Raw genomic sequence first — 25,756 nt, forward strand, 5'->3', positions numbered from 1 at the left:
GGTCGCGCCCGACGCCATCCTGCTGGACGCCGTCATGCCCGGCCTCTCGGGCTTTGACACCTGCCGGCAGATCAAGGCCAACCCCGTGATGGCGCACATCCCGGTGATCTTCATGACGGGCCTGTCGGAGACGCCGCACGTGCTCGAAGGTTTTGCCTGCGGCGGCGTCGACTACGTCGTCAAGCCGCTGCGCGCGCAGGAAGTGGTGGCGCGCCTGCACACCCACACGCGCAATGCGCGCATGACGCGGCTGGCGCGCGAGGCCGTGGACGTGGCCGGCTTCGGCGTGGTGCTGGTCGATGCGCGCGGGCGCATCGCCTGGCGTTCGCCGCAGGCGGCCCTGTGGCTGCAGGGCGCCGAGAGCGGCGCGCAGCCGGGGCGCCTGCCCGATGCGGTCTACGCGGCGCTGGAGGGCGACACCGATGAGGTGTTGCTGGCCCTGGCCGGCGTGCAACTGTCGGTGCGCAACATGGGCCGCGTCGGCATAGGCGAAACCATGCTGCTGCTGGAGCAGCGCGGCGCCAACGCCGCCTCGCCCTCGCGCCTGGCCAATGCCGCACTGACGCCGCGCGAAACCGAGGTGCTCTCCTGGCTGGCCAAGGGCAAGACGAATCGCGACATCGGCGACATCCTGGGCATGAGCCACCGCACGGTGAACAAGCACCTGGAGCACATCTTTGAGAAGCTCGGCGTCGAGACCCGGGCGGCCGCCGCGGCGCTCGCGACCGGACATGTGTTTTAAGCGCTTCGCCTTGACGGGTGGGTGCCGGCCGCTCCTGAATCCATAGCGGGCCGGAGCTCAAGGCCGGGCGGCCGGCGGCTTGCCTACAATCAGGGAACAGTGAGGAGTTCCCCCGAATGAGCATCAAGAGCGACAAATGGATACGCCACATGGCGGAAACCACCGGCATGATAGAGCCCTTCGAGCCCGGCCAGATACGCGCCACGGCCGAGGGCCAGAAGATCATCAGCTACGGCACCAGCAGCTACGGCTACGACATCCGCTGCGCGCCCGAGTTCAAGGTCTTCACCAACATCCACAGCACCGTGGTCGACCCGAAGAACTTCGATGAAAAGAGTTTCGTCGACTTCCACGGCGACAGCTGCATCATCCCGCCCAACAGCTTTGCGCTGGCCCGCACGGTCGAATACTTCCGCATCCCGCGCAACGTGCTGACCATCTGCCTTGGCAAAAGCACCTACGCGCGCTGCGGCATCATCGTCAACGTCACGCCCTTTGAACCTGAGTGGGAAGGTTATGTGACGCTGGAGTTCTCCAACACCACGCCGCTGCCCGCCAAGATCTACGCGGGCGAAGGCTGCGCCCAGGTGCTGTTCTTCGAAAGCGACAAGGACGACGTCTGCGAAGTCAGCTACAAGGATCGCGGCGGGAAGTACCAGGGGCAGGTTGGGGTGACGTTGCCAAAGGCCTGAGCGATGGAAGCCGGGTAGTGTCCGGCACAGGCGTTCGTTGACTGATCTTGCTGTACGGAAGTCAGCTTTTGCCACGAAAACTGTGGGAGGCTCGTGGCGAAATGGATTGGGTTTGACCGAAAAACACGCTGCTTTTCGGTCAAATAGCTTTCAAATTTGTTAAAAATAATAACTTGTATTTTTAACAAAATAATCCCACAATCAGGCCATGAGCCCGCAGCCAGCCTCAAAAACAGCCACCAAGCCTGTCAGCACGCGTGAGCCCGCAGCCACGTTGTCGCGGCAGTTGGCGCAGCGGATCACGCGCCTGGTGAGCAAAGAGCCTGCGCGAGTCTTCACCCCGGCAGATTTTCTGGACCTTGGCACGCCCCACGCCGTGGGGATGGCGCTGTCGCGCATGGTGCGCGCAGGCACGTTGCGCCGCGTGGCGCGCGGCCTGTATGACGTGCCGCGCAACCATCCCTTGCTGGGCGAACTGAGCCCGTCTACCGATGCGGTGGTACAAGCCGTGGCCCGGCGCGACGGTGTAGTGGTGCAGCCCCTGGATGTGGAGGCCACGAACCTGCTGGGCCTGAGCGAGCAGGTGGTCGCCAAGCCGGTGTATGAAACCAATGGTCCTAGCCGCAAGCTGTGGGTGGGCGAGCAGGAGATTGAGTTCAAGCATCGATCGCCCCGGCGTGTCACGGCCGCTGCAGAGTCCAGCAACCTGGTGTTTGCGGCACTGCGCGGCCTGGGCAAAGCCCATGTGACCATGGAGCGGGTGGCGCACTTGCAGCAGATGCTGCCGCCCAAGCAGCGCGCGCAACTGCTTAAAGACTTGCCACTGGCGCCGGTGTGGATGCACCCGTATTTGCGCCATATTGCCGCACAACCCAAAGACTGAATGCCATGGCCACCAGCACACGCTCAAGCTCCAGTTTCGCCCTGCAAAGCGTGCAGGAGCGCCGCACCTTGATTGACGAAGCGGCCGCGCGCTTGCGGGTGGCCGGCTTGATTGTGGAAAAAGACTTTTGGGTGGGCTGGCTTTTGGGCCGCTTGTTCGCCATGCCTGCACTGGCTGGGCCGCTGCAGTTCAAAGGGGGCACCTCGCTGTCCATGGTGTTTGGCGCGGTAGAGCGCTTTTCGGAGGATATTGACCTGGCCATCCTGCCTGCTGCGCTGGGCTTTGAGGAGGGCTACTTCAACGATGCGCCATCTGCCAGCCAGCGCCGCAAGCGCATGGACGCATTGGCGCAGGCCAGCGAGGCGTATGTGCAGCGCCTTCAACAGGTGTTGGAAGCCGAAATTACGTCCGTATTGGGGTGCCAGCCCCACTGGAATAGGCTGGCTGAGCTATGAGATAGATGGCAACGCGGGTACACCGAACCTGTGGTTTACCTACCCCAGCGTTACCCCGCAAACCAGTGCATACATTGCCAAGCGGGTGAAGCTCGAGTTTGGCTCGCTCACCAACCAGCAGCCCAGCGTGCAACGGCGCGCATTTTACTTGCAAGCGTGTTGCCCGCAGGCGCATTCACAGATGTGACGGCGCCGGTGGTGGCTTTGGATGTTGCCCGCACGTTTTGGGAGAAAGCCACCATCTTGCACGCAGAGCACCACCGGCCAGAACACTTGCCAGTGCGTGACCGGTTTGCACGGCATTATTCGGATTTTTGTGCGCTGTGGCGGCAAGACCATGCCCGTACGGCGGGCCTGGACAGGCTGGATTTGCTGGCCGATGTGGCGTTGCACAAGAGCCGTTACTTTGCATCTGCCTGGGCCAATTACGGCAGCGCCACACCAGGCACCCTCAAACTGGTGCCGCCCGAGTACCGCTGGGCCGCTGTTGGCGAAGATTACGCGACGATGCGCCCCATGTTTTTGAGCGATCCGCCGCCGTTTGCCGAGTTGATGCGTCAGCTGACGCAAGCCGAGGCGGCACTGAACGCGCCGTAAGGGTGCTTAGTCTCTGCCTGCTTACTTGACCAGCAGCACCGGCGTTTCGCTCTCCGCCACCACCCGCTGCGCCACGCTGCCGATCAGCGCCCGGCTCAGCAATCCCTGGCCGTGCGTGCCCATCACGATCAGGTGCGCTTTTTCGCGCTTGGCGGCGCGCAGGATTTCGGCGGTGGGGGAGCCGACCACGGCGACGGTTTTGAACGACATCTTGTGGCGCTTGAGGAAGCGTTCGATGGGCGCCAGCACTTTTTGGGATTCTTCGGTGTGATATGCCGTGACGTTGGCGGCGCCCAGCATGGTCTTGACGCGGCCCGGAACGGGCGCCTGCACGTTGAGCACCACGACTTCGCCTTCGGCGCCGGCGAGGTCTTCGTGGTTGACCAGGAAGGCCAGGGCTTTTTTGGTGTACTTGCTGCCGTCGGCAGCGAACAGAATCTTCATGGTGTTATCTCCGGTGTGAATGGATGAGCCTAACACCCGCACCGGGATAAGACTGTAGGTGAGCGACTGCTTCTCGTCTCGCGGCGACCGGCGTGCGCCGCTCAGGCCAGCGCCGCGCGCGCCGCGGCCAGGTCCCAGCCCGCCCAGCCGCAGCTTTTGAAGAGCACCGGCCCGGCGGGTTTTTTCATGTCCTGGCGTATCACGTTGCCCAGGGTGGCGAAGCGGGCCACGTCCAGGCCGGCCTGCAGCAGGTCGCCGGCTTCGTGCACGGCGTCCGCCGTGTCGACGACCACTTCGCCCTGTGCCGCGACGTACTGGCACAGCGCGGCGCTGAGTTCCACCATGGTGGGCGTGAAGGCGCCGACGGCGCAGATGAACCCGTCGTCGCGCGGCAGGGCGCTGAGCACCACGCCGCCGGCGGGCGTGCAGATGGCGGCGAGCGGGCAGTCGGCCAGCGCGACGTCGGCGTCGGGCACGACGCGGGCGTTCAGGCCCAGCGCCTGGGCATGCTGCGCCAGCGTCTGGGCGCTGGCATGGCTGCGCGAGGTGATGCGGAAATCGCGCACGCCCAGGCCCTCGGCAAAGGCTTCGAGGTGCGCCAGGCCCTGCACGCCGGCGCCGACGATGAGCATGGGCCCGCGGGTGTTGGGCGCGAGCTTTTGCGCGGCCAATAGAGAAACGGCGGCGGTACGCCTGGCGGTGACGGTGGGGCCGTCCAGCATCAGCCGGCGCCGGCCGGTGATCACGTCGAAGACCACCACGTCGCCCTGGATGGCGGGCAGGCCGGTGCCCGCATTGGCGGGTATCAGGGTGATGAGCTTGGTGATCGCGGTGCGGGCATCCAGCGCGGGCATCACAAAAAGGCTGCCGCCGCCCGGCAGGGCCTGCACCACCCGCTGCGGCACACGGACCGAGTCGTCCTTGAGCAGGCGCGTGAGTTCGGTGACCAGCTGCGGGTAGGGCAGCCGGGCGGCCGTCTGGCCGGCGTCCAGCGAGGTGGGATGCGGGTTGGGCGTCATGCCTGAGATGGTAAGCGGGATGGCCGGCAATGTGGTGACGGGCCGGCGCGCCGGCTGGATACGCGAGAGGTTTTTATCCTACAGCGCGACGGGCTGGGCGCCGAATGGCGAATCGCAAGGCCTGCCTAACATCGAGCCATCACCACCGGGAGGGCCGCCATGTTTTCTGACCACATGCCAAAAATTGAAGAGATGCCATACAAAAAGCTGCTGCTGATCGCTGCGGGCCTTGTGATTCTCTGCCAGCTGGCCGCCATGGCTTTTGTGGCCGAATCGCAGGTCGCCAAAGCCAAGGAGCGCGACAACCAGCGCCGCAGCGAACTCACGGCCATCTCGCAATGCATGGAAACCAGCGCGGGCGCCGCGCGCAGCCAGTGCATCCAGCAGGCCCGAGTCGTCGCCACGGCGCCGGCAGAGCCGGCCACCGCAAACTCATCCAAGGCTCCAGCTTATGCCGATGCTTCCACCGGCTCGGGCGGTGTGATGCCCGCCCATTCGCCATCGCGGCCACCGCAGGGCTTTATGGCCGCATCCTTCGCGATTCGCTAGTCTCTTCCAGGCCCTCCAAGCCGACCGCTGTCAGGCCCGCGTAGGGATGCGGCGGTTAGCATGGGTGCACGATGAACCCGTCGCGCCCGCCCTCACGCCCCCTCTCCCGTCTTTACCAGCCGCGCAACCCGCTGTTCTGGCTGATGATCACGCTCAATGCCTTGTCGCCAGCGCTGGCCTGGGTGGTCAACAACCGCCCCTTGAATGCCTGGGCCACCGTTGTGCTGACCTGTTTTGCGCTGGGCAATGCCGTCCTCGGCACATTTTTGCTGTGGCGCCTGCTGCGCGAAGAGCCCGCCGCGCCCGCGCGGGACGATTCAAGCCTTAGCTGACCGCCCCCGCGCCTTTGGTGATGTCGTGCTTCGTGGCCAGCGCCGCCGCCACGGCCAGCCGCAAGCCGCGCACGATCTCCTCTAGCGGCAGGCTGGGCGCGCCTTGTTCCGGCAGATAAGGCACATGGACAAAACCGCCGCGCGTGCGTTTCAAACCGCGCCTAGTGGCCAGGGCATGCATGAGCGCATAAAACACGTGGTTGCAGACAAAGGTGCCCGCCGTCTGCGAGACCTCGGCCGCCACACCCGCTTCCTGCAAGGCCTGCAGCATGGCCTTGATGGGCAGGCTGCTGAAGTAAGCCGCCGGTCCGTCCGCCACAACCGGCGTGTCGACAGGCTGGCCGCCGAGGTTGTCGGGAATGCGGGCATCGTTGACGTTGATGGCAACGCGCTCCAGCGAGATCGCGCCGCGCCCGCCGGCCTGGCCGACGCAGATCACCAGCGCGGGCTTGTGCAGGGCCAGCAAGCGGACGAGTTGCGCGATGGAATCCTGGAACACGGTGGGCAGTTGCGCCGCCACCACGAGGTGGCCGCCTATGCGCTTGCTGCGCAGCGCCTTCACCGCCATCCAACTGGGGTTGAGGGGCAGGCTGCTGTGCCCGGTGTCGCCGAAGGGGTCAAAGCCGGTCAGCAGGACGCGGGGGAGGGGGGTGGCTGTGGGCATGCCGCCATTGTGAAGGACGGCGGTGTTTTGGCTACCATGGCTGCATGAACACCCCCACCCATCCGGACATTCCCGCGCTGGCCGCCGATCTCACCCGGGCCCGCCTTGAAGCCAGCCCGCTGCCTTGGCCCGCCACCGTACCGGCCGATGTGCCGCTGGCCTATGCCACCGCGCTGGCCGTGCGCGCCGCACGAAGCGTTCAGGGCGAGCGCCCGGCAGGCTACAAAGTCGGCTTTACCAACCGCACGATCTGGCCGCGTTATGAGGTTTACGGCCCTATCTGGGGCACGGTATGGGACAGCAGCCTGTCGCATGTAGACGCCTCCGGGCCCAACGAAGGCGTGCTGTCGCTCAAGGGCCTGTGTGAGCCGCGCATAGAACCCGAGGTGGTGTTCGGCCTGCGCGAGGCGCCGCCGCCCGATTGCACGGCGGCTGAGCTGGTGGCGGCCGTAGCCTGGATCGCGCACGGTTATGAAATCGTGCACACGCATTTCCCCGGCTGGAAGTTCAGTGCCGCGCAGGCGGTGGCGGACGGCGGGCTGCACGGCCGGCTACTGGTGGGCCATGCCGTCCAGCTGGCTGCTGGTACCGAGCCCGAAGCGCTCATGGAGGCCTTGGCGGGATTGCGGCTCAAGCTCTACGGCGACGGCGTGCTCAAGGACCAAGGTGTGGGCGCCAATGTGCTGGACGGCCCGGTGCAGGCGCTGCTGCATTTTGTGCGCGAGCTGCGCGCCACGCCCGATGCGCCGGTTTTGCGGGCCGGCGACCTCATCACCACCGGCACGTTGACCGATGCCTGGCCGGTGCAGGCAGGCCAGACATGGCATACGGAAATCGAAGCGTCCGGGCCTGTGGCCGGCGCGCTCAAGGGGGTGAGGGTACGATTCGAATAAGGCGCGAGAGCAGGGCCCCTACTTTTTGATCACGGCCCCGGTTTCGCTGTCGAACTTCACGACCCGCACCTGGCCGTTCTGGCCCGGAAAGTCGTCGAACACCGCGCGCACCAGGTAGGGCACGACCAGCGGCAGGTCGCCGCTGCCGCCTTCGTAGACGGCGCGCGATTCAAACACCGTGCGTGGCGGCTTGCCGGGCGGTGTGTCCTTGGTGTCGAGCAAGCGCAGGCGCAGGCTGTTGGTGTAAACCGTCATGCTCATGGGCCGGTCGCCCATGTAGCGCGGCCCGAAGGGGTCGGGCACCCAGCCGCCGCCGTAGAGGCGGCCGGCCGCATCGCGGTAGGGTGGCAAAAACACCATGTTGTCCTGGTACACCGGCTGCAGCCAGGTTTTTTCATCGCTGCGGCTGCTGGTGGCCACGTCGACCTGCAGGCGACCGGTCTGGCCTTCCGCCGCGCGCCTGAGGCCGCGTCTTTCGAGTTCGGCCTGCACATAGCCTTCGTAGGTGGCCTGCTCAAGCTGCCGCGTGGTGTCCATGGGCGTGATGTAGCTGAAGGTGCTGCCCGCCGCGTCGGCGGGCCACTGGTTGAAGCTGGTCACGCGGGTGGTGATGGGGCTGGCGCAGGCCGTGAGCAATGCGGCCAGCAGCAGCGCCAGCCAGAGGCGTGGCGAGAAAAACACGGAGCCGGCGCCGCGCTGCGGGCCGGGGCCTGAGGGCATGGGGTGGGTCAAAGTGTTCATGTGCGATGGATACACCAGGGTTCAATTTTGTTCCGCGGCGGAGGGCCGCTCAAGTAAAGTCGGCGCATGCGCTGACAGCGGGCCGGGTTCTGGAGCCGCTTGCGCGGCCAGCCCCGGCAGGCCAGTATGCACCGATGACTGACAGGGAGACACCATGAAGTGGGAAGGCAATCGCGAATCCGACAACGTTGAAGACAGGCGCGACGGAGGCGGGGGCGGCGGCTTTGGCTTCGGCGGCCGCAGCATCGGCATAGGCAGCATCGTCGTGGCGCTGGTCGGCGGCTGGATCTTCGGCATCAACCCGCTGACCATCCTGGGGATGCTCAGCGGCGGCGGGCCGCCGGCCCAGGTGCAGCAGCAAGGCCCGGCCCCCAAGCCGCCGGCCGACGACCGCATGGCCAAATTTGTCTCCACCGTGCTGGCCGACACCGAAGACGTCTGGACCGACGTCTTCACCAAGGGCGGCGCCACCTACCAGAAGCCCCGGCTGGTGCTGTTCCGCGGCGCCACCCAAACCGCCTGCGGCCAGGGCCAGGCCGCCATGGGGCCGTTTTACTGCCCGGGCGACCAGAAGGTCTACATCGACCTCGGCTTTTACGAAACCCTGCGCAGCCGCCTGGGCGCGCCCGGCGACTTCGCCCAGGCCTACGTGATCGCCCACGAGGTGGGCCACCATGTGCAAAACCTGCTGGGCATCAGCGCCAAGATGGACCAGATGCGCGGCCGCGTCAGCAAGGCCGAATACAACGTCCTGAGCGTGAAGCTGGAACTGCAGGCCGACTGCTTTGCCGGCGTCTGGGCGCACAACGCGCAGAACGCCCGCCAGATCCTGGAGCAGGGCGACGTCGAGGAGGCCATGAATGCGGCCGCCAAAATCGGCGACGACGCGCTGCAGCGCGCCGGCGGCGGCGCGGTGGTGCCGGAGAGCTTTACCCACGGCACCAGCGCCCAGCGCCAGCGCTGGTTCGACACCGGCTTTAAAACCGGCAGCGTCAAGGCCTGCGACACCTTCAGTGCCCGGAGTTTGTAGCCGGGTCACCTCAATCCATTAACCGGTAAAGATCGTTAGCTATTAAATTAATAGCGATTCACTGCCGGAACCAAATCCAGGTCCCAGTCTCCAATAGCCTTGAGGGCGTGAATGGCCGGCAAAACCGGCGAATTCGCCCAAAGTGCGACAATAGAGGGCTAAGGAAGCTCCGCACAAGCCCTCCCCGCAGTCGACATCGCGGGGACCCCGGGCGGTCTGTGGCGTAACCTTTCCCGCCAATGGCTGTGCTGTTGGCTGCACACGCGCCTTGGCAATCCCATCCCCGACCGCGCGCTACCACCGCAACAGTTACCCGCTAGTGTTAGGCAGAGCTTTCTTATGACATCCTCCTTCTCCAATCTTTCCCTGGCCGAACCGCTGGCCCGCGCCGTCGCCGAAATGGGCTACGAGACCATGACCCCCATCCAGGAACAGGCCATCCCGGTCGTCCTGCAGGGCAAAGACGTCATGGGCGCCGCGCAGACCGGCACCGGCAAGACGGCAGCCTTCGCCTTGCCGCTGCTGCAGCGCATGATGAAGCACGAAAACGCCTCGACCTCGCCCGCCCGCCACCCGGTGCGCGCCCTGGTGCTGCTGCCCACGCGCGAACTCGCGGTGCAGGTGGCCCAGCAGGTCGAGCTCTACGCCAAGTACACCAACCTGCGCAGCACCGTGGTGTTCGGCGGCATGGACATGAAGCCGCAGACGGCCGAACTCAAAAAAGGCGTGGAAGTGCTGGTGGCCACCCCCGGCCGCCTGCTGGACCACATCGAAGCCAAGAACGCGGTGCTCAACCAGGTCGAATACGTGGTGCTCGACGAGGCCGACCGCATGCTGGACATCGGCTTCCTGCCCGACCTGCAGCGCATCCTGAGCTACCTGCCCAAGCAGCGCATCACCTTGCTGTTTTCGGCCACCTTCTCGCCTGAAATCAAGCGCCTGGCCTCCAGCTACCTGCAGGACCCGGTCACCATCGAAGTGGCGCGTTCCAATGCCACCGCTTCCACCGTCGAGCAGCACTTCTACAGCGTGGGCGCCGACGACAAGCGCCGCGCCCTGCACCAGATCCTCAAAGAACGCGGCATGAAGCAGGCCTTCGTGTTCGTCAACAGCAAACTCGGCTGCGCCCGCCTGGCGCGTTCGCTGGAGCGCGAGGGCCTGAAGACCACCGCGCTGCACGGCGACAAAAGCCAGGACGAGCGTTTGAAAGCACTCGAAGCCTTCAAAAAGGGTGAAGTCGACCTGCTGGTCTGCACCGACGTGGCCGCCCGCGGCCTGGACATCAAGGACGTGCCGGCGGTCTTCAACTTCGACGTGCCCTTCAATGCCGAAGACTATGTGCACCGCATAGGCCGCACCGGCCGCGCCGGCGCCTCCGGCCTGGCCGTCAGCTTTGTCGCCGCCAGCGACCAGCGCCTGGTCGCCGACATCGAGAAACTGATCAAGACCAAGATCGAACTCGAACCCATGGAGTTCGAGGAAGACCGCCCGCGCATCAGCGAGCAGGGCCGCATCAACGACGGCCGCCGCATGTACCGCGAAGCTGAAGACGGCGGCGGCCCGCGCGAGGCGCGCCAGCCCCGCGAGCGCCGCGAATACACGCCGCACCGACAGCCGGCCGCGCCGCGCGACCCCTTCTTCGACCAGCCTTACGAAGCCACCGCCGCGCCCGAAGCCCAGCCCGCCTGGGAAGCCGCGGCCAAAGGCGCTCCCGCTCGCAGCGGCGTGTCGGCCAACATCAAGCCCAAGAAAAAAGTCGCGGCGCTGTTCAAGACCGCCGGCTAAGCCACCAACACGGGCCTCGCCGTCGGTTCACGCCTACGGCGGCTCGCGGGGCTGTCCGGTGCGGCGCCTTCCTGCGGCTTTCTAAGCTGTAGTGATGATGGCGAAAACCGACCCGCACCCGAAAGCCTGGCCGGCCTTAGGCTTGGGCTTACGCCTGCAAAAACCATTCGATCTCCTGCGTCAGGTGGTCCGGCCTTTATGGCGTGCCATCGACCACTGGATAGACGCGGGCGGCATGCGCATGAGCGCGGCCATGTCCTTCTACGGCATCCTGAGCCTGGCGCCCTTGCTGGTCCTGCTGGTGGCGGTGCTCGGCTGGTGGCTGGACCGCAGCTACATAGAAGTCAGCCTGGTGGACCAGATCCGCGGCGTCATAGGCGCGCAGGGCGCCCAGGTGGTGCAGCAGGCGCTGTCCAGCGCGCAGGCGCCTTCCGAGGGCATCACGGCCTCGCTGTTTGCCTTTGCGCTGCTGCTGTCCGGCGCGACCGGCGTCTTCGCCGAGCTGCAGGACGCGTTTGAGCGCCTGTGGCGCCAGGGCAGCGGCGAGGCGCCGCAGCAGAAGTGGTGGTACAGCGCCTCGCTGCGCCTGCGCGGCGTGGCCTATATCCTGGCCTTCGGCTTCCTGCTGCTGGTGTCGCTGGCGATTTCCACCTTTTTGGGTTTGCTGTCGGGCTGGGCGGGCAGCTACCTGCCGGTCGAAAAACTCGCCTGGGTGCTCAACGAGCTCGTGTCTTTCGGTTTTTGCGTCGCACTGTTTGTGGCCCTCATGAAGATGAGTGTGGGCCCCAAACCGGCTTTACGCTATCTGGTGATGGGGTCAGCCGCCGGGGCCATCCTCTTTGCGGTCGGCAAGCACCTGATGGCCTTTTACCTCTCGACCGCCGCCGTGGTGTCGGCCTATGGCGCGGCGGGTTCGCTGGTGGTGATCCTCATGTGGATCTACTTTTCGTCGGCCGTGCTGCTGCTGGCCGCCAGCATGGCGCGCGCCTGGGCTGATGAGGCGCGCGAGCGGCAGCCGGTTTCAGCCTGACTTGCCGGGTTTTTGCGCCTGCTCGCACTGCACCGCGACCAGTTCAAACGTCCCCGGCTCCACGCCCAGTTTTGCCGCCGTGAGGCAGCCGCCCCAGACACAGCCGGTGTCCAGCGGCAGGGTGTTGTTGTGCAACTCCGGCGTGTTGCCTTCCTTGGCCAGCGTGGACCAATGGCCGAAGGCGAGCGGCGTGCCGGCCGTCTTGCGCCCTGGCACGTCGAACCACGGCAGGTAGCCGGGCGGCGCGCCGTCAGCGCCTTCCGTGCTGTCAAACTCCATTACACCTTCGGGCGTGCAAAAGCGCAGGCGCGTGAGCGCGTTGACCACCACACGCAAGCGGTCGGCGCCCTGCAGGCCGTCACTCCAACGGTCCGGCGTGTTGCCGTACATGGCGCCGAAAAATTCCTTGAGATTGCCGCCGCGCAGCACCTGTTCCACCTCGCCCGCCAGCGCCATGGTTTGCGCCACCGACCACTGCGGCAGCACGCCCGCGTGCACCATCAGCCAGCCGTGGCGGTGCATGGCCATGGCGCGGTGGCGCAGCCAGTCGAGCAGCACCTCGCTGTCTTTGGCTTGCAGGATGTCCTGCACCGTGTCCTTGCGGCCCGGCTTGCGCGCGCCCTGCCACAGGCCGAGCAAATGCAGGTCGTGGTTGCCCAGCAGGCACTGCGCGGAATCGCCCAGCGCCGAGAGGCGGCGCAGCACCTTGAGCGAGTCGGGGCCGCGGTTGACGAGGTCGCCGAGGACGTAGAGCGTGTCGCGGCTGGGCGAGAAATTCACCTTGTCCAGCAGCCGTTGGAAAGGCGCGTGGCAACCCTGCAGGTCGCCGATACAGTAAAGTGACATGTGTTTATTTTGCGCCAGGAGTCTGGGCGGCAGAAGCCGTCGAAGCGAAACGCGCGAAAAACGAGGACAGCGCGGTGATACCGACAAGCCCATAGCCCGACTATGGGCGCAGGCGGTAGCGCCGCGATGGACCGTTTTCTCGCGCGTTGCAGCTGACGGATTCCTGCCGCCCAGACTCCTAATCTATGGACTTTTTGCTGATTGCTTTTTTGACGCTGCTCAACGGCGTTTTTGCCATGTCGGAAATGGCCCTGGCCTCCAGCCGCAAGGCACGGCTTTCAGCCATGGGGGAGTCCGGTGACAAGGGCGCGCAGGCGGCGCTGGGCCTGCTGGACAACCCCACGCAATTCCTCTCGTCGGTGCAGGTCGGCATCACCTCCATCGGCATGCTCAACGGCATCATCGGCGAGGCGGCCTTCAGCAGCGGCCTGGCCGCGTGGATACAGACTTTCGGCGCGCCGCCGCGCGCCTCCGAGATCAGCGCCACCGCGCTGGTGGTGGCGGTCATCACCTTCATCACCATCGTCTTCGGTGAGCTGGTGCCCAAGCGCATAGGCCAGCTCTACCCCGAAACCGTCGCGCGCCTGGTCTCGCGGCCCATGATGTGGGTGGCGACCGGCTTCAAGCCCTTTGTCCGCCTGCTGTCCCTCAGCACGCAGACGGTGCTCAAGCTGCTGCGCGTGGACAACAGCGCCGGCCGGGCCGTGACCGAGGAAGAAATCGCCGCCAGCCTGGAAGAGGGCGTGGACGCCGGCCTGATCGAGGAGCATGAGCACCAGATGGTGCAGAACGTGTTCCTGCTCGACGACCGCCTGCTGACCTCGCTGATGCTGCCGCGCTCCGACATCGAATGGCTGGATGCGTCCGACACCGTCGCAGAGGCCATCGCCAAGGCCGGCGCCACCGGCCACTCCTGGTACCCGGTGTGCCGCGGCGGCCTGGACGACGTGGTGGGCGTGGTCAACGTGGCCAAGCTGCTCGCGCTGCGCGGCCAGATCGAGCCCGTTCCCTCGGCCAGCGGCCCGGGCGCCGTGCCTTCGGTGGCCGACCGCATAGGCGCCTACGCGGTGCCGGCCGTCTTCGTGCCGGAAACGCTGACCGGCATGGAACTGCTCGAGCAGTTCCGCGCGCGCTCCACGCGCATTGTGTTTGTCGTCGACGAATACGGCGTGGTGCAGGGGCTGATGACGCCCATGGACATGCTGGAAGCCATCACCGGCGAGCTGCAGCCCGGCGCCCAGGTCGATGCCTGGGCCACCGAGCGCGAGGACGGCAGCTGGCTGATCGACGGCGTCATGCCCGTGGCCGAACTCAAGGCCAGGCTGGACATCCGGGAGCTGCCGGAAGAAGGCAAAGGCCGTTACAACACGGTCGCCGGCCTGCTGCAAAGCGTTTCAGGCCGGCTGCTGAAGACCGCCGAGGTGGTCGAATGCGCCGGCTGGCGCTTCGAAGTACTGGATCTGGACGGCAAGCGCATCGACAAGGTGCTGGCCAGCCTGCTCCCCGCAAATCACGGTTTGTAATTTTGTGTTATTCGGTTACCTGGGTTCTGCTCGCTTTTACGAACCATTGTGTGACTTAAGTCGCGTTTTAAAGGACGCAAGCCGACAGTGACACGCGGCAACAACACCCGTACACGTAAACGGTTGTAACTTCAACATGCTGTGTTTAAACTGAAAAAAAAGTGAAGGCACGCATGTTTGATGTTTTTGTGTTGGCGCTGACCGCGACGGCACTGTCGGGGATGGCGACGGGGGCGGCTTGCCATCATGGCTGGCTGGCGCGCGCTGCGCGCAAGAAAAGGCGCATTCCGACACACTGGCACTTGCAGGCCCGCTCCCTGCTGCTCGATGCCGAGCAGGAAGTCTGGCACTGGCTGCAACGCGCTTTCTTCGACCACCACGTGCTGGTCAAGGTCCCGGTCATCCGGTTTGTCTCGCCGCGCAACGAAGCCGAAGGCCAGCGCTCCTTTGAGCTGCTCAAAAGCGTGTATTGCAGTTTCACGGTCTGCGCTGCCGACGGCACCGTCATCGGCTGCCTGGACGTCCCCGGCCCGCAGGGCCTGCGGGCCAGCAACCGCGACCTCAAACGCAAACTGTTCGCCGAATGCGGCATCGCCTACGCCGTGGTGCGGGCCAGCAACCTGCCCACGCTGGAAGACGTGCGCGCCGCCTTCCTCGGTGAGATCGACCTGTCGGACGACGAGCCGGCCTTGCCCGGCACGCTCGGCCAGCCGCCCATGGCGCTGCCGGTGGATGAGGCCGACGACATGGCCACCGTGCCCGACACCATGCGCGCGGCCGACGGCGGCGCCCTGGTGGCCGATACACACCATATAGAAAAGACAGCACACGCGGCGGCGCACGTGGACATGGCCGCCATGGCGGCCGCCCGCAGCAGCCTGCAAGCCAAGCTGGAGCGCAACCGCAAGATTCGTTTCACCAACTTCGACCCGCTCAGCACCGGCTCGGGCATTGTTCACGACGACGCCGAGCACCACTTCGCGGTGCAGTGGGAAGACTCCTTCATCACGCCCGACGAGGCGCCGCCGCCCGGCGGCGCCGGCGCGTAAAGCACTTCAGGCAGCCCAGTCCGGCTCGCCGTCCGTTCGTCAGTTGGCTTTCGCGGCCTCAAACAGCGCCTTCATTTCCGCCGGCATCGCCGTTGCCAGCGGTTTGCCGCCAGGTTTGGCCGGCTTTAAAAACCACTGCTCGTACCAGCCCTGCGCCGCCCCGCTGCGCATGGACTCCTTGATCGAAGCATTCACCAGCGCGCCCATGGCGGCATCACCCTTGCGGTAGGCGATGGCGATGGTCTCCACCGAAAGGCGATCCGGCAGGATGCTGTAGTCGGCCGCGTCCGGCAGGGCGGCCAGCTGCGCCGCCAGCATCACGCCGTCGCGCGCATAGCCGGCGGCCCAGCCCATCTGCAGCTGTCCCAGCGCGGCATCCGGGTTCACGGCCTTGGCGAACTGCCAGTTCAGGGAGCGCGGTTGCCCATAACGCTGCAGCGCCGGGGCCGCGGTGCTGCCGTCAATGCCGACGATGCTCTTCCCCTGCAACTGCGCCAGGGTGACTATCTTGTCCTTGTTGCGCACGGCCACCTGGATGGCATCTATATATATAGGCGTCGAAAAATCCATGCGCGCGCGGCGCTCTGGCGTGTCGGTCACGTTTTCGCACAGCAGGTCCACACTGCCCTCGGCCAGCAGGCGCACGCGGGCGTCCACCTCCGTCTCTATATAGCGCACCGGCAGGTTCCTGTTGCCCGCCGCCTGGCGCAGGCTTTCGATGATGGGCTGGCAGAACGCAATGCTGTAGCCCAGCGGCTTTTCCGCCGTCTGGTGGAAAGAGAAGGGCGCGGCCAGCGCGCGGTAACCCACATTGATCTGGCCCCGGCTCTTGATCTTGTCGAGTGTGGCCTGGGCCTGGGCCCATTGCGGCACGGCGACGGTCAGCAGCGCCAGGGCGGCGGGCAGCAGCCCCGGCGAAAAAGCGCGAAGCAGAAATCTCGTTTCCATGGGAATCCCCCGTGCTGGGTTGTTATTGGCGCTTTCATTCTTGGGCAAAACCTGCCGCCGCGCAAATGGCTTGAGGGGCAAATCTGACACCCGTTGCTGCACGGCATCGGCTCGCCGCCGCACCGCTTCGGTGCTTCATGCCATCAAAGTGCGCCGTTTGCGCACCGCCTGCACCGGCGAGAGGAGCGTCCGCAAAGGGAGTGCGCCTCCGGGCAAGCCGCACCCCGCCTGTGATCCGTGGCCCCGCCATCGTTTTGGCGGGGCTCTGGCATGCGACTTGCGTTTGCGGTGGCCCGGCTAAATCTTTAAACCAACAACTGTTTTTAAGAAAAATTGACTTATTGTCGTAATATAGATGCTAGACTCAAAAAAGATACTGAGCTTATTTCGAGCTTCACCCCCACCCCTATCCCCACCCTTCATCACGCGGACGGAACGCCTCCATGAACACGCTTGAACTCAGCCTCGGCTGTTGCAACTACGACCGGACCAAAGCCATTTTTGACGGCCGGGTCAGGATGGAAGGCTGTTCGCTGGTCCCGCTCGCGCTGGAGCCTGAGGAAATCTTCCACCGCGCCTTTCGCGGGCAGGAGTTCGACATCTGCGAAATGTCCTTGAGCAGCCACACGCTCAATGTCGCGCGCGGCACGGCCCACTACGTGGCGATCCCGGCTTTCCTGTCGCGGGCCTTCAGGCATTCGGGCATCTACGTGCGGGCCGACAGCGGCATCCGCACGCCGGCCGACCTCAAAGGCAAAAAAGTCGGCATCCCCGAATACCAGATCACGGCCAACGTGTGGATTCGCGGCATGCTGCTCGACGAATACGGCGTGCGCCCGCAAGACATACGCTGGCGGCGCGGCGGCCTGGAGCAGCCCGGCCGCCGGGAGCGCTCGCCGATCACCCTGCCCGAAGGCATTGAAGTCGAGCAGATTCCCGACGACACCACCTTGTCGAAGCAGCTGGAAAGCGGTGAGCTGGACGCCGTGTTCGGCGCGAAGGCCCCGTCGTGTTTCCTGAACGGTTCGGGCAAGGTGCAGCGCCTCTTCGCCGACTACCGCAAGGCCGAGCAGGACTACTTCGCCAAGACCCGCATCTTCCCGACCATGCACGTCGTCGGCGTGCGCAAAAGCCTGGTCGACAAGCACCCCTGGCTGCCGGTCAGCGTCTACAAAGGTTTTATCGAGGCGAAAAAAGTCGCCACCGAAGAACTCAAGCAGGTCGGCCACCTGGCGGTGACGCTGCCCTGGAGCGTGGCCGAACTCGAGGCGACGCAAAAGCTCATGGGCGAGGACTACTGGAGTTACGGCCTGGCCGACAACCGGCACGTCCTGGACACCTTCACGCGCTACCACCACGAGCAGGGCATTTCGCCGCGCCGGGTGCAGGCCGAGGAGCTGTTTTACGGCCCGGCGCTTGAGCCGGCCAAAAACTGATCCGCCCCTTCCCTCTCATTCTTCCCTTATTTTTTATCCCCAATAACTTCCCAGGAGTCCCACCATGCCCTGCCTGACCAAAACCTTTTCCTCCCTTGCCATCGCCCTGTTGTCCGCCTTCGCGCTTCCCGCCGCCCACGCCCAGGACTTTCCGAACCGCGCCGTCCGCATCGTCGCCACCTTCACGGCCGGCGGCGCCGCCGACGCCACGGCGCGCATCTTTGCGGAAAAACTCTCGGTGCTGTGGAAGCAGCCCGTCTACGTCGACAACCGCATCGGCGGCGGCGGCTCCATCGGGGCCGACAACGTCTTTCGCTCGCCGCCGGACGGCTACACGCTGCTGCTGGCCACCAACACGCACGTCATCAACCACGTGCTGCTCAAAGGCCTGGCCTACGACTACACCAAGGACTTCGTGCCGCTGGGCCTGGTGACTTCCACCGCCACCATGCTGGCCGTGACGCCGAACATCAAGGCCAATAACCTCAAGGAAGTCACCGAGATGCTCAAGGCCTCGCCCGGCAAGTACCAGTACTCGGCCTGCAACATGGCCAGTCCGCAGCACTTCTCGATGGAGATGTACAAACACGCGCTGAACCTGGAAGCGCAGAACATTCCCTACCGCGGCTGCACGCCGGCCATCACCGACGCGCTGGGCGGGCAGATCAACATCGTCATGGCCAGCGTCACGGCGATGAGCGCCTTCGTGAAGCAGGGCACGCTCAAGCCCATCGCGGTGATGTCGTCCAAACGCAGCCCGACGCTGCCCGACGTGCCGACCGCGCGTGAATCCGGCATCCCGGAACTGAAGAACTTCGCGCTGGACAACTACTACGGCTTCATGGCGCCGCGCGGAACGCCGCCGGCGATCCAGAAAAAGCTCGAGGCCGACATCATGGCCGTCGCCAAAACCTTCAGTGAGCCGGAGATGAAGGCCCGCATCGAGGCCGCCGGCCTGGAACCCTTCGTCATGAACTCCACCGACATGATGAAGCTGATCCGCTCCGACGCCGACAAGCTGGCCACCGCCGCGAAGCAGGCCAACATCCAGGCCGAATGACCGGGCGGCCCGGCCTGCCATGGCCGGGCCTGCAACAACACAGCCGGCACCGGGTGCCGCGTGAATTCACTACAAATAAGAGACGAAAGACATTGCCGATGCCCGTGCACGTAATCTCCTATGACACCGCCCACCCGGGCGACACCAGTGACCTGCTGCAGAACCTGGCGCGCTTCGACCCGCTGAAGATCCGCCGCCTGGCCCTGCTCGTGAAGACCGACGGCAATTCGGACCTCAATGATTTTTCGCGCAGCTACGGGCTGCAGAGTGCCGGCCTGGCGATCGAGCAGTTCGGCGGGCGCGCGCTGCTGGAGCGCTCCACCTTTCTTTTTTCCTCCGGTTGCGAAGGTGCGATGACGCCCTTCGGCCAGCTGTTTGTCGACGTCGTCGATGTAGCCGATGTAGCCGATGCGCCGGCCGCACAGGCCACGCACAGTAGCGCGCTGGCTTTCGGCTGCGCGCGCAGCCGCCCGCTGACGGGCGATGAAATCGGAACGCTGGTGCATGCCGACCTGGTGACGCAAACCGTGCAGGCCGCGATGGCCGATGCCGGCGTCGCCGAGGCCGACGTGTCGCTGGTCATCGTCAAGACACCTGTGATGAGCCGGGTTCCCGCCACCGCGCGGCAGGCCGTCAACAAACGCATCACCTCGGCGTACTCCAAGGCCGTGGCCGCGCTGGGCGCCGGTGTTGCACTGGCCGAAGTCGAACGCGCGCAGATCAAGCCCGAAACCTTTGACGCCGACCCCACGCTGCATGCGCGGCGCGCCATGGTGTTTTCCGGTAACGAGGTCGACTACGTTGAAGTGCTGCTGCTGGCCAACCGCGCCGGCGCGGCGGGCGACCTGTATGTGCAGACCGGCAGCATGCGCGACCTTCTGGATGCGGGCGGCCTGCGCCGCATGTTTCTGGCCGCGGGCTGCCGCATAGGCGCTGACGGCGAAGTCGAGGACAGCGAGCGCGTCGTCGCCACGCTGGTCAAGGCCGGCGCCACCTCGGACGGCCGCGTGCGCGGCCGGCGCACCACCATCAAGAGCAGCCACATCGACATGGACAAGCACGTGCGCGCGGCGGTCAGCGGCGTGCTGGGTTCGGTGCTCGGCGACACGCGGGCCTTTATTTCGGCCAACACCGTGCACCAGGCGCCGCCGGGCGGCGGCCTGTGCGCCTGCGTGGTGCGGCGATCGGCCGGGGAATAGCATGGCCGCCTTGCGCATTCTTTCCGACGCTGACGTGCAGGCCGTGATCACCAGCCCGGTGGCGTTGGACCTGGCGCGCCAGGCGCTGCGCGGCCAGGCCGAGGGCAGCGTCGTGCTGTCGTCGCCGGCCGCCATGGCGCTGGATGCTTCCGCGCTGGGCGGGCCGCGCTTCAAGTTCAAGGCCGCGACGGTGGGCCACCTGAATGCCTCGGGCATACGGCTGATAGGCCGCGGCGCGGGTGGCGCCCGGGCCGCCAACTACTGCGCGATTTTTGACAATGCCGATGCGGGGCTCTCGGGCCTGGTGCCCGATTTCTGGCTCAGCCGCATCCGCACGGCCGCCTTCGGTGTGGCTGTGGCCGAGCGCCTGGTCAAGCCCGGGCCGCTGGTGGTCGCCTTGTTCGGCGCCGGCGCGATTGCGCGCGAGATCGTGCCGCTGCTCGCCCACGCCTTGCCGGTGAAAGAGTTGCGTGTGCATTCGCGCCGCGCCGAGAGCATGCAGGCTTTTGCCGCCGACATGGCCGCGCGGACCTCGCTGGCCGTGCGCGCCGAGCCGTTGCGCGCAGAGATGGCGCCGGGCGCCGACCTGGTGATCACGCTCACCGAATCGAAGGAGCCGCTGGTCCAGCCGGGCGAACTCGACGCCGGCGCCGTGGTCTGCTCCATGGGCGGCCACCACGAGCTCGATTACGGCGTGCTGCTGGAGTCGCAGCGCCTGGTCGTCGACGACACCGACTACGCCGCCGAAGCCGGCGACGGCGGCGCCTGGATCAGCCAGGGCCACCTGAGCCTGCCGCAGTTCCGCGCACGCGTGGACGCCCTGGCTTGCGAAGTCGTTGCCGGCACCAAGCCCGGGCGGCTGCATGCGGACGACCGCATCGTCGCACTGCTGCAGGGCATGGCGATAGGCGACATCGCCTTTGCCGCGCATGCGCTGCGCGAAGCCGAACGCAGCCAACGCGGCACGGTGGTCGAGCTACCGTGAACCCCGCCTGAACCCCGCTTATGACCACCACCTGCCTTGAACCGCGCACCGCGACGGGCCCCGCCGCCGTCGCGTCGCACCGCTGCGAAGTGCTGGAGCACCGCTCGGTCAACAGCCGCTACCGTTACCTGCGCCTGCGCGCCCGGGCCGACCTGGCCGGCATGACACGCCCCGGCCAGTTCTACCAGCTGCGCTGCCCCACGACCGCCGCGCTGCATCCCTTCCTGCTCAGGCCCATGAGTGTCTACGGCACCGGGCCCGAGCCGGGCTGCATCGAGTTCCTCTACAACGTCACCGGCGTCGGCACCAGCGCGCTGGCCACGCTGGAGGTGGGCGCCAGCATGGACATCGTGGGCCCCGTGGGCAACACCTTCAGCTTCAGCCCGTCGTTCAGCCGCGTGCTGGTGGTGGCCCGCGGTGTCGGCCTGGCCACCATGGCGCCGCTGGTCCAGGCCGCGGGCCGGGCCGGCGTCGCGGTGACGGCGCTGATGTCCGCGCGTTCGCCGGGTGACCTGATGCAGCAGGAATTCCTGCGCGGCGTGCCGGCCGAAGTGCACAGCGTGTTTGACAGCGACGGCAGCTCCGCCGTGGAAAACGTCGATTCGCTGGTGCGCGCGCTCATTGAGCAGCAACGCCCCGACGTGGTCTACACCTGCGGCTCGCACCGCCTGCTGATGTTGCTGCAGCGCGTGCTGGCCGACTACCCGGAGGTGGCCGGCGAGGTTGCGATGGAGCAGCGCATGGCCTGCGGCATGGGCGTGTGCCTGTCCTGCGTGCGCCTTTTTGACACACCCGATGGCAAGCAGTTCAAGCGCGTGTGCCGCGAAGGCCCGGTGTTCCCGATCCATGAAGTCGTCGGGGAGGTCGAGTTTGGCTGATCTGTCCGTCAATGTAGGCGCGCTGCGGCTGCGAAACCCGGTCATGCCGGCGTCGGGCTGCTTCGCCATCGAATACCAGGAGGCGCTGGACCTGGGGCGCCTGGGCGCGCTGGTCATCAAAAGCGTCTCGCCGCAAAGCCGCGCCGGCAACCCGACGCCGCGCGTCGCCGAAACCCACGGCGGCATGCTCAATTCCATCGGCATCCCCAGCAAGGGCCTGGACTACTACCGCCGCGAGGTGCTCGTGCCCTACACCGGCTTCGGTACGCCCGTGGTGGTGTCCATCTCCGCCGACACCGCGGACGAATTCGCGGCGGCCTGCGCAGAGCTCTCGCTGCCCGAGGTGGCGGTGATAGAGGCCAATATCTCCTGCCCCAACCTCGAGGCCGACGGCATGGCGTTTGCCATGTCGCCTGACACGACCTACCGGGCCGTTAGCGCCATACGTGCCGTCACCCGCCATCCTCTGTGGGTCAAGCTCACGCCGAATGCCTCCAGCATCGCCGCGGTGGCCCAGGCCGCGGAGCTGGCCGGCGCCGACGCCGTCGTCATGGGCAACACCGTGCTGGGCATGGCCATCGACGCGCGCACGCGCAAACCCAAGCTGGGCAACGTCATGGGCGGACTCTCGGGGCCGGCCATCAAGCCCATCGCCCTGCGCATGGTGCACCAGTGTTTTCGCGCCGTGCGCATTCCCATCATCGGCTGCGGCGGCATCAGCAGCGCGGAGGACGCGGTGGAATTCATGCTGGCCGGCGCCTCGGCGGTGCAGGTCGGCACGGCTTCGTTCATAGACCCAGGCGTGATGGAAAAAATCATTGACGGCCTGGAAGCCTACTGCGCGGAGATGGGCCTGCAAACCATTGCCGAGCTGACCGGCCAGGTCGCGCTCGACCCCCATCTCAGCGACCGCTGGCTGCGCTTTGCGCAGCAGTCGGGTTGAAGCCGCCCGTGACAGCCATGAACATCGCGGATCTCCAGCCCATGGCCCAGCAACTCTTCGATGAGGTGCGGCGCCTCTCCGATGACGGCGTGGGCGTGACCCGGGCCTCCTACGGCGCGGGCGAAAGCGCGGCCATGGATTACCTGCGCGGCTTTGCCGAACAGGAGGGGCTGGAAGTCAGCCTCGACAGGGCGGCCAACATGATCTTCAGCCTTCCCGGCGCGGGCACGGCCCCGGGTGTGTGGATAGGCTCGCACCTCGACTCGGTGCCGCAGGGCGGTAATTACGACGGCCTTGCGGGCGTGGTGGCCGGGCTGCTGTGCCTCGTCAGGCAGCGTCGCACCGGCCGGCCCGCGGCCGCGCCGCTGCGCGTCATCGGTTTTCGCGGCGAGGAAAGCGCCTGGTTCGGCAAGGCCTACATGGGCTCGGGAGCGCTGTTCGGCAAGCTCACGCCGGAAGACCTCGAGCTCAAACAGCGCAGCACCCGCCAGACCCTGGCCGAATGCATGGCCGCGGCCGGCGCCGACGTGGACGCCATACGCGCCCAGGAAGCGCTGCTGGATTTGAACCAGGTCAGCGCCTACCTGGAGCTGCACATCGAACAGGGGCCGGTCATGGTCGCGCGCGAGCTGCCGCTGGCGGTGGTCTCCGGCATACGCGGCAACATCCGCCACAACCAGGTGGTCTGCACCGGCGAGGCCGGGCACTCGGGCGTGGTGCCGCGCTGGCTGCGACGCGACGCGATGTTCGCCGTTGCCGACCTGATCGTGCGGCTGGACGAGCACTGGCGTGTGCTGCTCGAGCGCGGCACCGACCTGGTGGTCACCACCGGCGTGGTGGCGACGGACCCGGCCGAGCATTCCATCTCGCGCATCCCGGGCCGCGTCAGCTTCAGCTTCGAGGCGCGCAGCCGCAGCCCGGACACGCTGGAGGCCTTCTACCAGTTGATGAAGGCCGAGTGCAAGGCGATCTCGCGCGAGCGCCAGGTCGGCTTTGAATTCGACAGGCGCCAGCTCTCCGAGCCCGCGCAGATGGACCCGTCCCTGTGCGCGGTGCTCGCCGGCGCCTGCCGCCGGCGCGGCATCACGCATGACACGATCCCGAGCGGCGCCGGGCACGACGCCTCGCTGTTCGCCAATGCGGGCGTGCCGGCCGGCATGCTCTTCATCCGCAACCAGAACGGCTCGCACAATCCCGACGAAGCCATGGAGATGGCCGACTTCATGCTGGGCGTGCAGGTCATGGACGATGCGGTCGAAAAACTCTGTGCCAGCGCCGCCGCCGGCGGGCCTTCCATATCATGAGACACTTCCGGCTTTGCAGGCCCGGCGCCGGGCCACAAGCCCTGGCCGGTGACACGACAGGCTCTTTCACCCTATGACGACCTTCACCTCATCGATCGACTACGCGGCCCTGGGCGACCGGCTGCGCGCGTACCGGCTGGGCGCCTCGTTGCAGGCCGAGGACGTCGCCGAAAAGCTGGGCGTCTCCCGCGCCGTCGTCTATCGCATGGAAAAAGGCGAGATCGTCAAGATCGAAACGGTGGAGCGCCTGGCCCAGCTGCTGGGCACGTCCATGGCTTCGCTGATGGGCGTCGAGGTGGAGTATTACGCCAACTTCCTGGGGTTTTTCGAGCGCATGCGCCAGCTGGAGCAGGGCGCCGACCGCATCATGGCGCACTTCGAGCCCATCTCGCTGCTGCTGACCTCGGGCGACTACCTGCACTACCTGCGGCTCATGCTGCTGGAGACCCTGCCGCAAACCGCCACCTCGCAGGAGGATGCTTCGGCCATCGGCGAAAAAGAGATAGAGCAGCTGGTGCAGATCCTGCAGGAGCGTAAAACCGCTTTCACGCAGCGGCGTCCCGGCATCGTCAGCCTGGTCGGCCTGCGCGAGCTGGAGCGCTTTGTGCACACCGGCCTGGTCGGCCGTCTGGACCTGCCCGCGGCGGTCCACAAAAAACGCATCGCGGCCGCGCGCCAGGAGATCGCCCGCATCGCCGACCTGATGGAGAGCGAGCCCATGCACGTGCAGATCGGCCTGGTGGACGACGCCATGCCCTCGTCCACCTTCCAGGTGTTCCAGAGCGCCAACCGCTCCGTGCTGGCGCTCAGCCCTTTTCGCCTGGGGGAGCTGCCCAACGTGCGCAACGGCATCGCCACCGTCACCGCCTCGCCTGAGGCCGTCAGGCTGTATGAAGAAATGATAGGGCGGCTCTGGAAAGCCGCCTACAAAGGCAAGGCCGGCGCGGACCGCCTGCGCGAGCTGCTGGCGCGGCCCTGAACAGAACAAGAACAGCCCGAAAGAACCCACGCATGGCAACCCATCCCGACACGGCAATCGCACGGCAGGTAGCCAGGCTGCTGCTGGACAGCGGCTGCGTGCAGGTGCGCACAGAAGAACCGTTTCGCCTGCCCTCGGGCTGGGCCAGCCCGGTCTATATGGACTGCAGGCGCCTGATCTCGTTTCCCGCCGCGCGCCGCGAGCTGGTTCGCCAGGGGCTTGAACTGCTGGGCCGGCACGGCTGCCTCGAAGGCCTGGGCGCCGTCGCCGGCGCCGAGTCCAGTGGCATTGCCTTCGCCGCCTGGATGGCCGACGCGCTGGATCTGCCCATGCACTACGTGCGCAAGCAGACGCGCGGCCTGGGCCAGGGCAGCCAGATGGTGGGCGCGGCCCCGGCCGCGGGCCGGCTGCTGCTGGTCGACGACATGGTGGCCGGCGGCACTTCCAAACTCAATTTTGTGCGCGCCATAGGCGCGGCCGGCGCGAGTGTGCAGGACATCTTTGTCATCTTCGACTACGGCACTTTTGCGGCTGATGAACTGCTCGCGCCCTTGAAGGTCAACATGTATTCGCTGGCCTGCTGGGCCGACGTGCTGGCCGTGGGGCGTGAGGGCGGCGATTTCGACGCGCGCGCCGCCGCCGAGCTGCAGGCTTTTCTCGACAGTCCCGCCCGGTGGTCCGCGGCGCATGGCGGAATTTCCCGGATCAACCCGGTCGTATGATGGGCGTTTGATGCGCCGGAGGTTTTTG

At 66.3% G+C, this 25,756-nt stretch carries 28 protein-coding genes; 22 read left to right on the plus strand and 6 right to left on the minus strand.

The window, feature by feature from the left end; translation table 11 throughout:
• From ACLV8F_RS22070 to ACLV8F_RS22090, 5 genes are all read left to right on the plus strand, one after another.
• Positions 1-742: LuxR C-terminal-related transcriptional regulator (locus ACLV8F_RS22070; protein WP_411886343.1), on the plus strand; the 742-nt coding region annotated here is incomplete at its 5' end.
• 116 nt (positions 743-858) lie between these two features.
• Positions 859-1,434: a dCTP deaminase gene (gene dcd / locus ACLV8F_RS22075; RefSeq protein ID WP_411886344.1), complete on the plus strand. Its 576-nt coding sequence runs from the start codon at positions 859-861 to the stop codon at positions 1,432-1,434.
• Positions 1,435-1,642: 208 nt separating this feature from the next.
• Positions 1,643-2,317, plus strand: a complete 675-nt coding sequence (locus ACLV8F_RS22080) for a DUF6088 family protein (protein ID WP_411886345.1) — start codon at positions 1,643-1,645, stop codon at positions 2,315-2,317.
• A gap of 5 nt (positions 2,318-2,322) precedes the next feature.
• Positions 2,323-2,772 carry a nucleotidyl transferase AbiEii/AbiGii toxin family protein gene (locus tag ACLV8F_RS22085; RefSeq protein WP_411886346.1) on the plus strand — a complete coding sequence of 150 codons (450 nt, stop codon included), beginning with the start codon at positions 2,323-2,325 and terminating at the stop codon, positions 2,770-2,772.
• Between the two features lie 183 nt (positions 2,773-2,955).
• Positions 2,956-3,369 (plus strand): nucleotidyl transferase AbiEii/AbiGii toxin family protein, encoded by a 414-nt coding sequence (locus ACLV8F_RS22090; protein ID WP_411886347.1) that lies wholly within the window; start codon positions 2,956-2,958, stop codon positions 3,367-3,369.
• Between the two features lie 21 nt (positions 3,370-3,390).
• On the opposite strand, the gene ACLV8F_RS22095 is transcribed toward ACLV8F_RS22090, so the two are convergent.
• On the minus strand, positions 3,391-3,813 hold the full coding sequence (locus ACLV8F_RS22095; protein WP_411886348.1) for a universal stress protein: 423 nt from the start codon (positions 3,811-3,813) through the stop codon (positions 3,391-3,393).
• A 101-nt stretch (positions 3,814-3,914) separates the two neighbouring features.
• A complete protein-coding gene (locus ACLV8F_RS22100; RefSeq protein ID WP_411886349.1) occupies positions 3,915-4,832 on the minus strand; it encodes a delta(1)-pyrroline-2-carboxylate reductase family protein in 918 nt (305 codons plus the stop codon).
• Between the two features lie 159 nt (positions 4,833-4,991).
• Between ACLV8F_RS22100 and ACLV8F_RS22105 the strand changes: the two genes are divergently transcribed.
• Both ACLV8F_RS22105 and ACLV8F_RS22110 read left to right on the plus strand, forming a co-directional pair.
• Positions 4,992-5,381, plus strand: a complete 390-nt coding sequence (locus ACLV8F_RS22105; RefSeq protein WP_411886350.1) for a hypothetical protein — start codon at positions 4,992-4,994, stop codon at positions 5,379-5,381.
• 71 nt (positions 5,382-5,452) lie between these two features.
• On the plus strand, positions 5,453-5,713 hold the full coding sequence (locus ACLV8F_RS22110) for a hypothetical protein (RefSeq protein ID WP_411886351.1): 261 nt from the start codon (positions 5,453-5,455) through the stop codon (positions 5,711-5,713).
• Here ACLV8F_RS22110 and pcp read toward each other — a convergent pair.
• A complete protein-coding gene (gene pcp / locus ACLV8F_RS22115) occupies positions 5,706-6,377 on the minus strand; it encodes a pyroglutamyl-peptidase I (protein ID WP_411886352.1) in 672 nt (223 codons plus the stop codon). The two genes, ACLV8F_RS22110 and pcp, sit on opposite strands and share 8 nt — an antisense overlap.
• Before the next feature lie 44 nt (positions 6,378-6,421).
• Here pcp and ACLV8F_RS22120 point away from each other — a divergent pair, with 44 nt between their 5' ends.
• Positions 6,422-7,270: a 2-keto-4-pentenoate hydratase gene (locus ACLV8F_RS22120; RefSeq protein ID WP_411886353.1), complete on the plus strand. Its 849-nt coding sequence runs from the start codon at positions 6,422-6,424 to the stop codon at positions 7,268-7,270.
• Between the two features lie 18 nt (positions 7,271-7,288).
• On the opposite strand, the gene ACLV8F_RS22125 is transcribed toward ACLV8F_RS22120, so the two are convergent.
• On the minus strand, positions 7,289-8,011 hold the full coding sequence (locus ACLV8F_RS22125) for a DUF4136 domain-containing protein (RefSeq protein WP_411886354.1): 723 nt from the start codon (positions 8,009-8,011) through the stop codon (positions 7,289-7,291).
• A 154-nt stretch (positions 8,012-8,165) separates the two neighbouring features.
• Between ACLV8F_RS22125 and ACLV8F_RS22130 the strand changes: the two genes are divergently transcribed.
• From ACLV8F_RS22130 to ACLV8F_RS22140, 3 genes are all read left to right on the plus strand, one after another.
• A complete protein-coding gene (locus tag ACLV8F_RS22130; protein WP_411886355.1) occupies positions 8,166-9,041 on the plus strand; it encodes a neutral zinc metallopeptidase in 876 nt (291 codons plus the stop codon).
• A 339-nt stretch (positions 9,042-9,380) separates the two neighbouring features.
• Positions 9,381-10,826, plus strand: a complete 1,446-nt coding sequence (locus ACLV8F_RS22135) for a DEAD/DEAH box helicase (protein WP_411886356.1) — start codon at positions 9,381-9,383, stop codon at positions 10,824-10,826.
• 94 nt (positions 10,827-10,920) lie between these two features.
• A complete protein-coding gene (locus tag ACLV8F_RS22140; protein WP_411886357.1) occupies positions 10,921-11,856 on the plus strand; it encodes a YihY/virulence factor BrkB family protein in 936 nt (311 codons plus the stop codon).
• Here the strand turns inward: ACLV8F_RS22140 and ACLV8F_RS22145 are convergent.
• Positions 11,848-12,702, minus strand: coding sequence for a symmetrical bis(5'-nucleosyl)-tetraphosphatase (locus tag ACLV8F_RS22145; RefSeq protein WP_411886358.1), 855 nt, complete (start codon positions 12,700-12,702; stop codon positions 11,848-11,850). The two genes, ACLV8F_RS22140 and ACLV8F_RS22145, sit on opposite strands and share 9 nt — an antisense overlap.
• Positions 12,703-12,887: 185 nt before the next feature.
• Between ACLV8F_RS22145 and ACLV8F_RS22150 the strand changes: the two genes are divergently transcribed.
• Both ACLV8F_RS22150 and ACLV8F_RS22155 read left to right on the plus strand, forming a co-directional pair.
• The gene (locus tag ACLV8F_RS22150) at positions 12,888-14,225 is read left to right on the plus strand and encodes a hemolysin family protein (RefSeq protein WP_411886359.1); all 1,338 of its coding nucleotides are present in this window, start codon (positions 12,888-12,890) and stop codon (positions 14,223-14,225) included.
• A gap of 302 nt (positions 14,226-14,527) precedes the next feature.
• A complete protein-coding gene (locus ACLV8F_RS22155; protein ID WP_411886360.1) occupies positions 14,528-15,274 on the plus strand; it encodes a DUF2726 domain-containing protein in 747 nt (248 codons plus the stop codon).
• Positions 15,275-15,313: 39 nt separating this feature from the next.
• On the opposite strand, the gene ACLV8F_RS22160 is transcribed toward ACLV8F_RS22155, so the two are convergent.
• On the minus strand, positions 15,314-16,222 hold the full coding sequence (locus tag ACLV8F_RS22160; protein ID WP_411886361.1) for an amino acid ABC transporter substrate-binding protein: 909 nt from the start codon (positions 16,220-16,222) through the stop codon (positions 15,314-15,316).
• A gap of 443 nt (positions 16,223-16,665) precedes the next feature.
• On the opposite strand from ACLV8F_RS22160, the gene ACLV8F_RS22165 reads away from it, so the two are divergent.
• The 9 genes from ACLV8F_RS22165 to ACLV8F_RS22205 all read left to right on the plus strand — a co-directional run bounded on the left by ACLV8F_RS22165 (position 16,666) and on the right by ACLV8F_RS22205 (position 25,728).
• Entirely contained in the window at positions 16,666-17,658 is a 993-nt protein-coding gene (locus ACLV8F_RS22165) for an ABC transporter substrate-binding protein (RefSeq protein WP_411886362.1), read from the plus strand.
• 64 nt (positions 17,659-17,722) lie between these two features.
• A complete protein-coding gene (locus ACLV8F_RS22170; protein ID WP_411886363.1) occupies positions 17,723-18,718 on the plus strand; it encodes a Bug family tripartite tricarboxylate transporter substrate binding protein in 996 nt (331 codons plus the stop codon).
• A 98-nt stretch (positions 18,719-18,816) separates the two neighbouring features.
• On the plus strand, positions 18,817-19,917 hold the full coding sequence (locus ACLV8F_RS22175) for a ring-opening amidohydrolase (protein WP_411886364.1): 1,101 nt from the start codon (positions 18,817-18,819) through the stop codon (positions 19,915-19,917).
• Between the two features lies 1 nt (position 19,918).
• The gene (locus tag ACLV8F_RS22180; RefSeq protein WP_411886365.1) at positions 19,919-20,902 is read left to right on the plus strand and encodes a hypothetical protein; all 984 of its coding nucleotides are present in this window, start codon (positions 19,919-19,921) and stop codon (positions 20,900-20,902) included.
• Between the two features lie 20 nt (positions 20,903-20,922).
• Positions 20,923-21,780 (plus strand): dihydroorotate dehydrogenase electron transfer subunit, encoded by an 858-nt coding sequence (locus ACLV8F_RS22185; protein ID WP_411886366.1) that lies wholly within the window; start codon positions 20,923-20,925, stop codon positions 21,778-21,780.
• On the plus strand, positions 21,773-22,723 hold the full coding sequence (locus ACLV8F_RS22190; protein WP_411886367.1) for a dihydroorotate dehydrogenase: 951 nt from the start codon (positions 21,773-21,775) through the stop codon (positions 22,721-22,723). The genes ACLV8F_RS22185 and ACLV8F_RS22190 overlap by 8 nt, the downstream gene beginning before the upstream one ends.
• A gap of 17 nt (positions 22,724-22,740) precedes the next feature.
• A complete protein-coding gene (locus tag ACLV8F_RS22195; RefSeq protein ID WP_411886368.1) occupies positions 22,741-24,027 on the plus strand; it encodes a hydantoinase/carbamoylase family amidase in 1,287 nt (428 codons plus the stop codon).
• A 73-nt stretch (positions 24,028-24,100) separates the two neighbouring features.
• Positions 24,101-25,006 carry a helix-turn-helix domain-containing protein gene (locus tag ACLV8F_RS22200; protein ID WP_411886369.1) on the plus strand — a complete coding sequence of 302 codons (906 nt, stop codon included), beginning with the start codon at positions 24,101-24,103 and terminating at the stop codon, positions 25,004-25,006.
• Between the two features lie 32 nt (positions 25,007-25,038).
• Complete coding sequence (locus ACLV8F_RS22205; RefSeq protein WP_411886370.1) at positions 25,039-25,728, plus strand: orotate phosphoribosyltransferase; 690 nt, start codon at positions 25,039-25,041, stop codon at positions 25,726-25,728.
• The last annotated feature ends 28 nt before the right edge of the window (positions 25,729-25,756 follow it).

The sequence above is a fragment of the Polaromonas sp. YR568 genome (genome assembly GCF_943369675.1).
Taxonomy (GTDB): domain Bacteria; phylum Pseudomonadota; class Gammaproteobacteria; order Burkholderiales; family Burkholderiaceae_C; genus Polaromonas.

Excerpts from the sequence above, each read along its gene's own strand:
- dcd (WP_411886344.1), top strand. The coding sequence starts at position 859 with ATGAGCATCAAGAGCGACAAATGGATACGCCACATGGCGGAAACCACC.
- ACLV8F_RS22080 (WP_411886345.1), top strand. The coding sequence starts at position 1,643 with ATGAGCCCGCAGCCAGCCTCAAAAACAGCCACCAAGCCTGTCAGCACG.
- ACLV8F_RS22085 (WP_411886346.1), top strand. The coding sequence starts at position 2,323 with ATGGCCACCAGCACACGCTCAAGCTCCAGTTTCGCCCTGCAAAGCGTG.
- ACLV8F_RS22095 (WP_411886348.1), bottom strand. The coding sequence starts at position 3,813 with ATGAAGATTCTGTTCGCTGCCGACGGCAGCAAGTACACCAAAAAAGCC.
- ACLV8F_RS22100 (WP_411886349.1), bottom strand. The coding sequence starts at position 4,832 with ATGACGCCCAACCCGCATCCCACCTCGCTGGACGCCGGCCAGACGGCC.
- ACLV8F_RS22105 (WP_411886350.1), top strand. The coding sequence starts at position 4,992 with ATGTTTTCTGACCACATGCCAAAAATTGAAGAGATGCCATACAAAAAG.
- ACLV8F_RS22110 (WP_411886351.1), top strand. The coding sequence starts at position 5,453 with ATGAACCCGTCGCGCCCGCCCTCACGCCCCCTCTCCCGTCTTTACCAG.
- pcp (WP_411886352.1), bottom strand. The coding sequence starts at position 6,377 with ATGCCCACAGCCACCCCCCTCCCCCGCGTCCTGCTGACCGGCTTTGAC.
- ACLV8F_RS22120 (WP_411886353.1), top strand. The coding sequence starts at position 6,422 with ATGAACACCCCCACCCATCCGGACATTCCCGCGCTGGCCGCCGATCTC.
- ACLV8F_RS22125 (WP_411886354.1), bottom strand. The coding sequence starts at position 8,011 with ATGAACACTTTGACCCACCCCATGCCCTCAGGCCCCGGCCCGCAGCGC.
- ACLV8F_RS22130 (WP_411886355.1), top strand. The coding sequence starts at position 8,166 with ATGAAGTGGGAAGGCAATCGCGAATCCGACAACGTTGAAGACAGGCGC.
- ACLV8F_RS22135 (WP_411886356.1), top strand. The coding sequence starts at position 9,381 with ATGACATCCTCCTTCTCCAATCTTTCCCTGGCCGAACCGCTGGCCCGC.
- ACLV8F_RS22140 (WP_411886357.1), top strand. The coding sequence starts at position 10,921 with ATGATGGCGAAAACCGACCCGCACCCGAAAGCCTGGCCGGCCTTAGGC.
- ACLV8F_RS22145 (WP_411886358.1), bottom strand. The coding sequence starts at position 12,702 with ATGTCACTTTACTGTATCGGCGACCTGCAGGGTTGCCACGCGCCTTTC.
- ACLV8F_RS22150 (WP_411886359.1), top strand. The coding sequence starts at position 12,888 with ATGGACTTTTTGCTGATTGCTTTTTTGACGCTGCTCAACGGCGTTTTT.
- ACLV8F_RS22160 (WP_411886361.1), bottom strand. The coding sequence starts at position 16,222 with ATGGAAACGAGATTTCTGCTTCGCGCTTTTTCGCCGGGGCTGCTGCCC.
- ACLV8F_RS22165 (WP_411886362.1), top strand. The coding sequence starts at position 16,666 with ATGAACACGCTTGAACTCAGCCTCGGCTGTTGCAACTACGACCGGACC.
- ACLV8F_RS22170 (WP_411886363.1), top strand. The coding sequence starts at position 17,723 with ATGCCCTGCCTGACCAAAACCTTTTCCTCCCTTGCCATCGCCCTGTTG.
- ACLV8F_RS22175 (WP_411886364.1), top strand. The coding sequence starts at position 18,817 with ATGCCCGTGCACGTAATCTCCTATGACACCGCCCACCCGGGCGACACC.
- ACLV8F_RS22180 (WP_411886365.1), top strand. The coding sequence starts at position 19,919 with ATGGCCGCCTTGCGCATTCTTTCCGACGCTGACGTGCAGGCCGTGATC.
- ACLV8F_RS22185 (WP_411886366.1), top strand. The coding sequence starts at position 20,923 with ATGACCACCACCTGCCTTGAACCGCGCACCGCGACGGGCCCCGCCGCC.
- ACLV8F_RS22195 (WP_411886368.1), top strand. The coding sequence starts at position 22,741 with ATGAACATCGCGGATCTCCAGCCCATGGCCCAGCAACTCTTCGATGAG.
- ACLV8F_RS22200 (WP_411886369.1), top strand. The coding sequence starts at position 24,101 with ATGACGACCTTCACCTCATCGATCGACTACGCGGCCCTGGGCGACCGG.
- ACLV8F_RS22205 (WP_411886370.1), top strand. The coding sequence starts at position 25,039 with ATGGCAACCCATCCCGACACGGCAATCGCACGGCAGGTAGCCAGGCTG.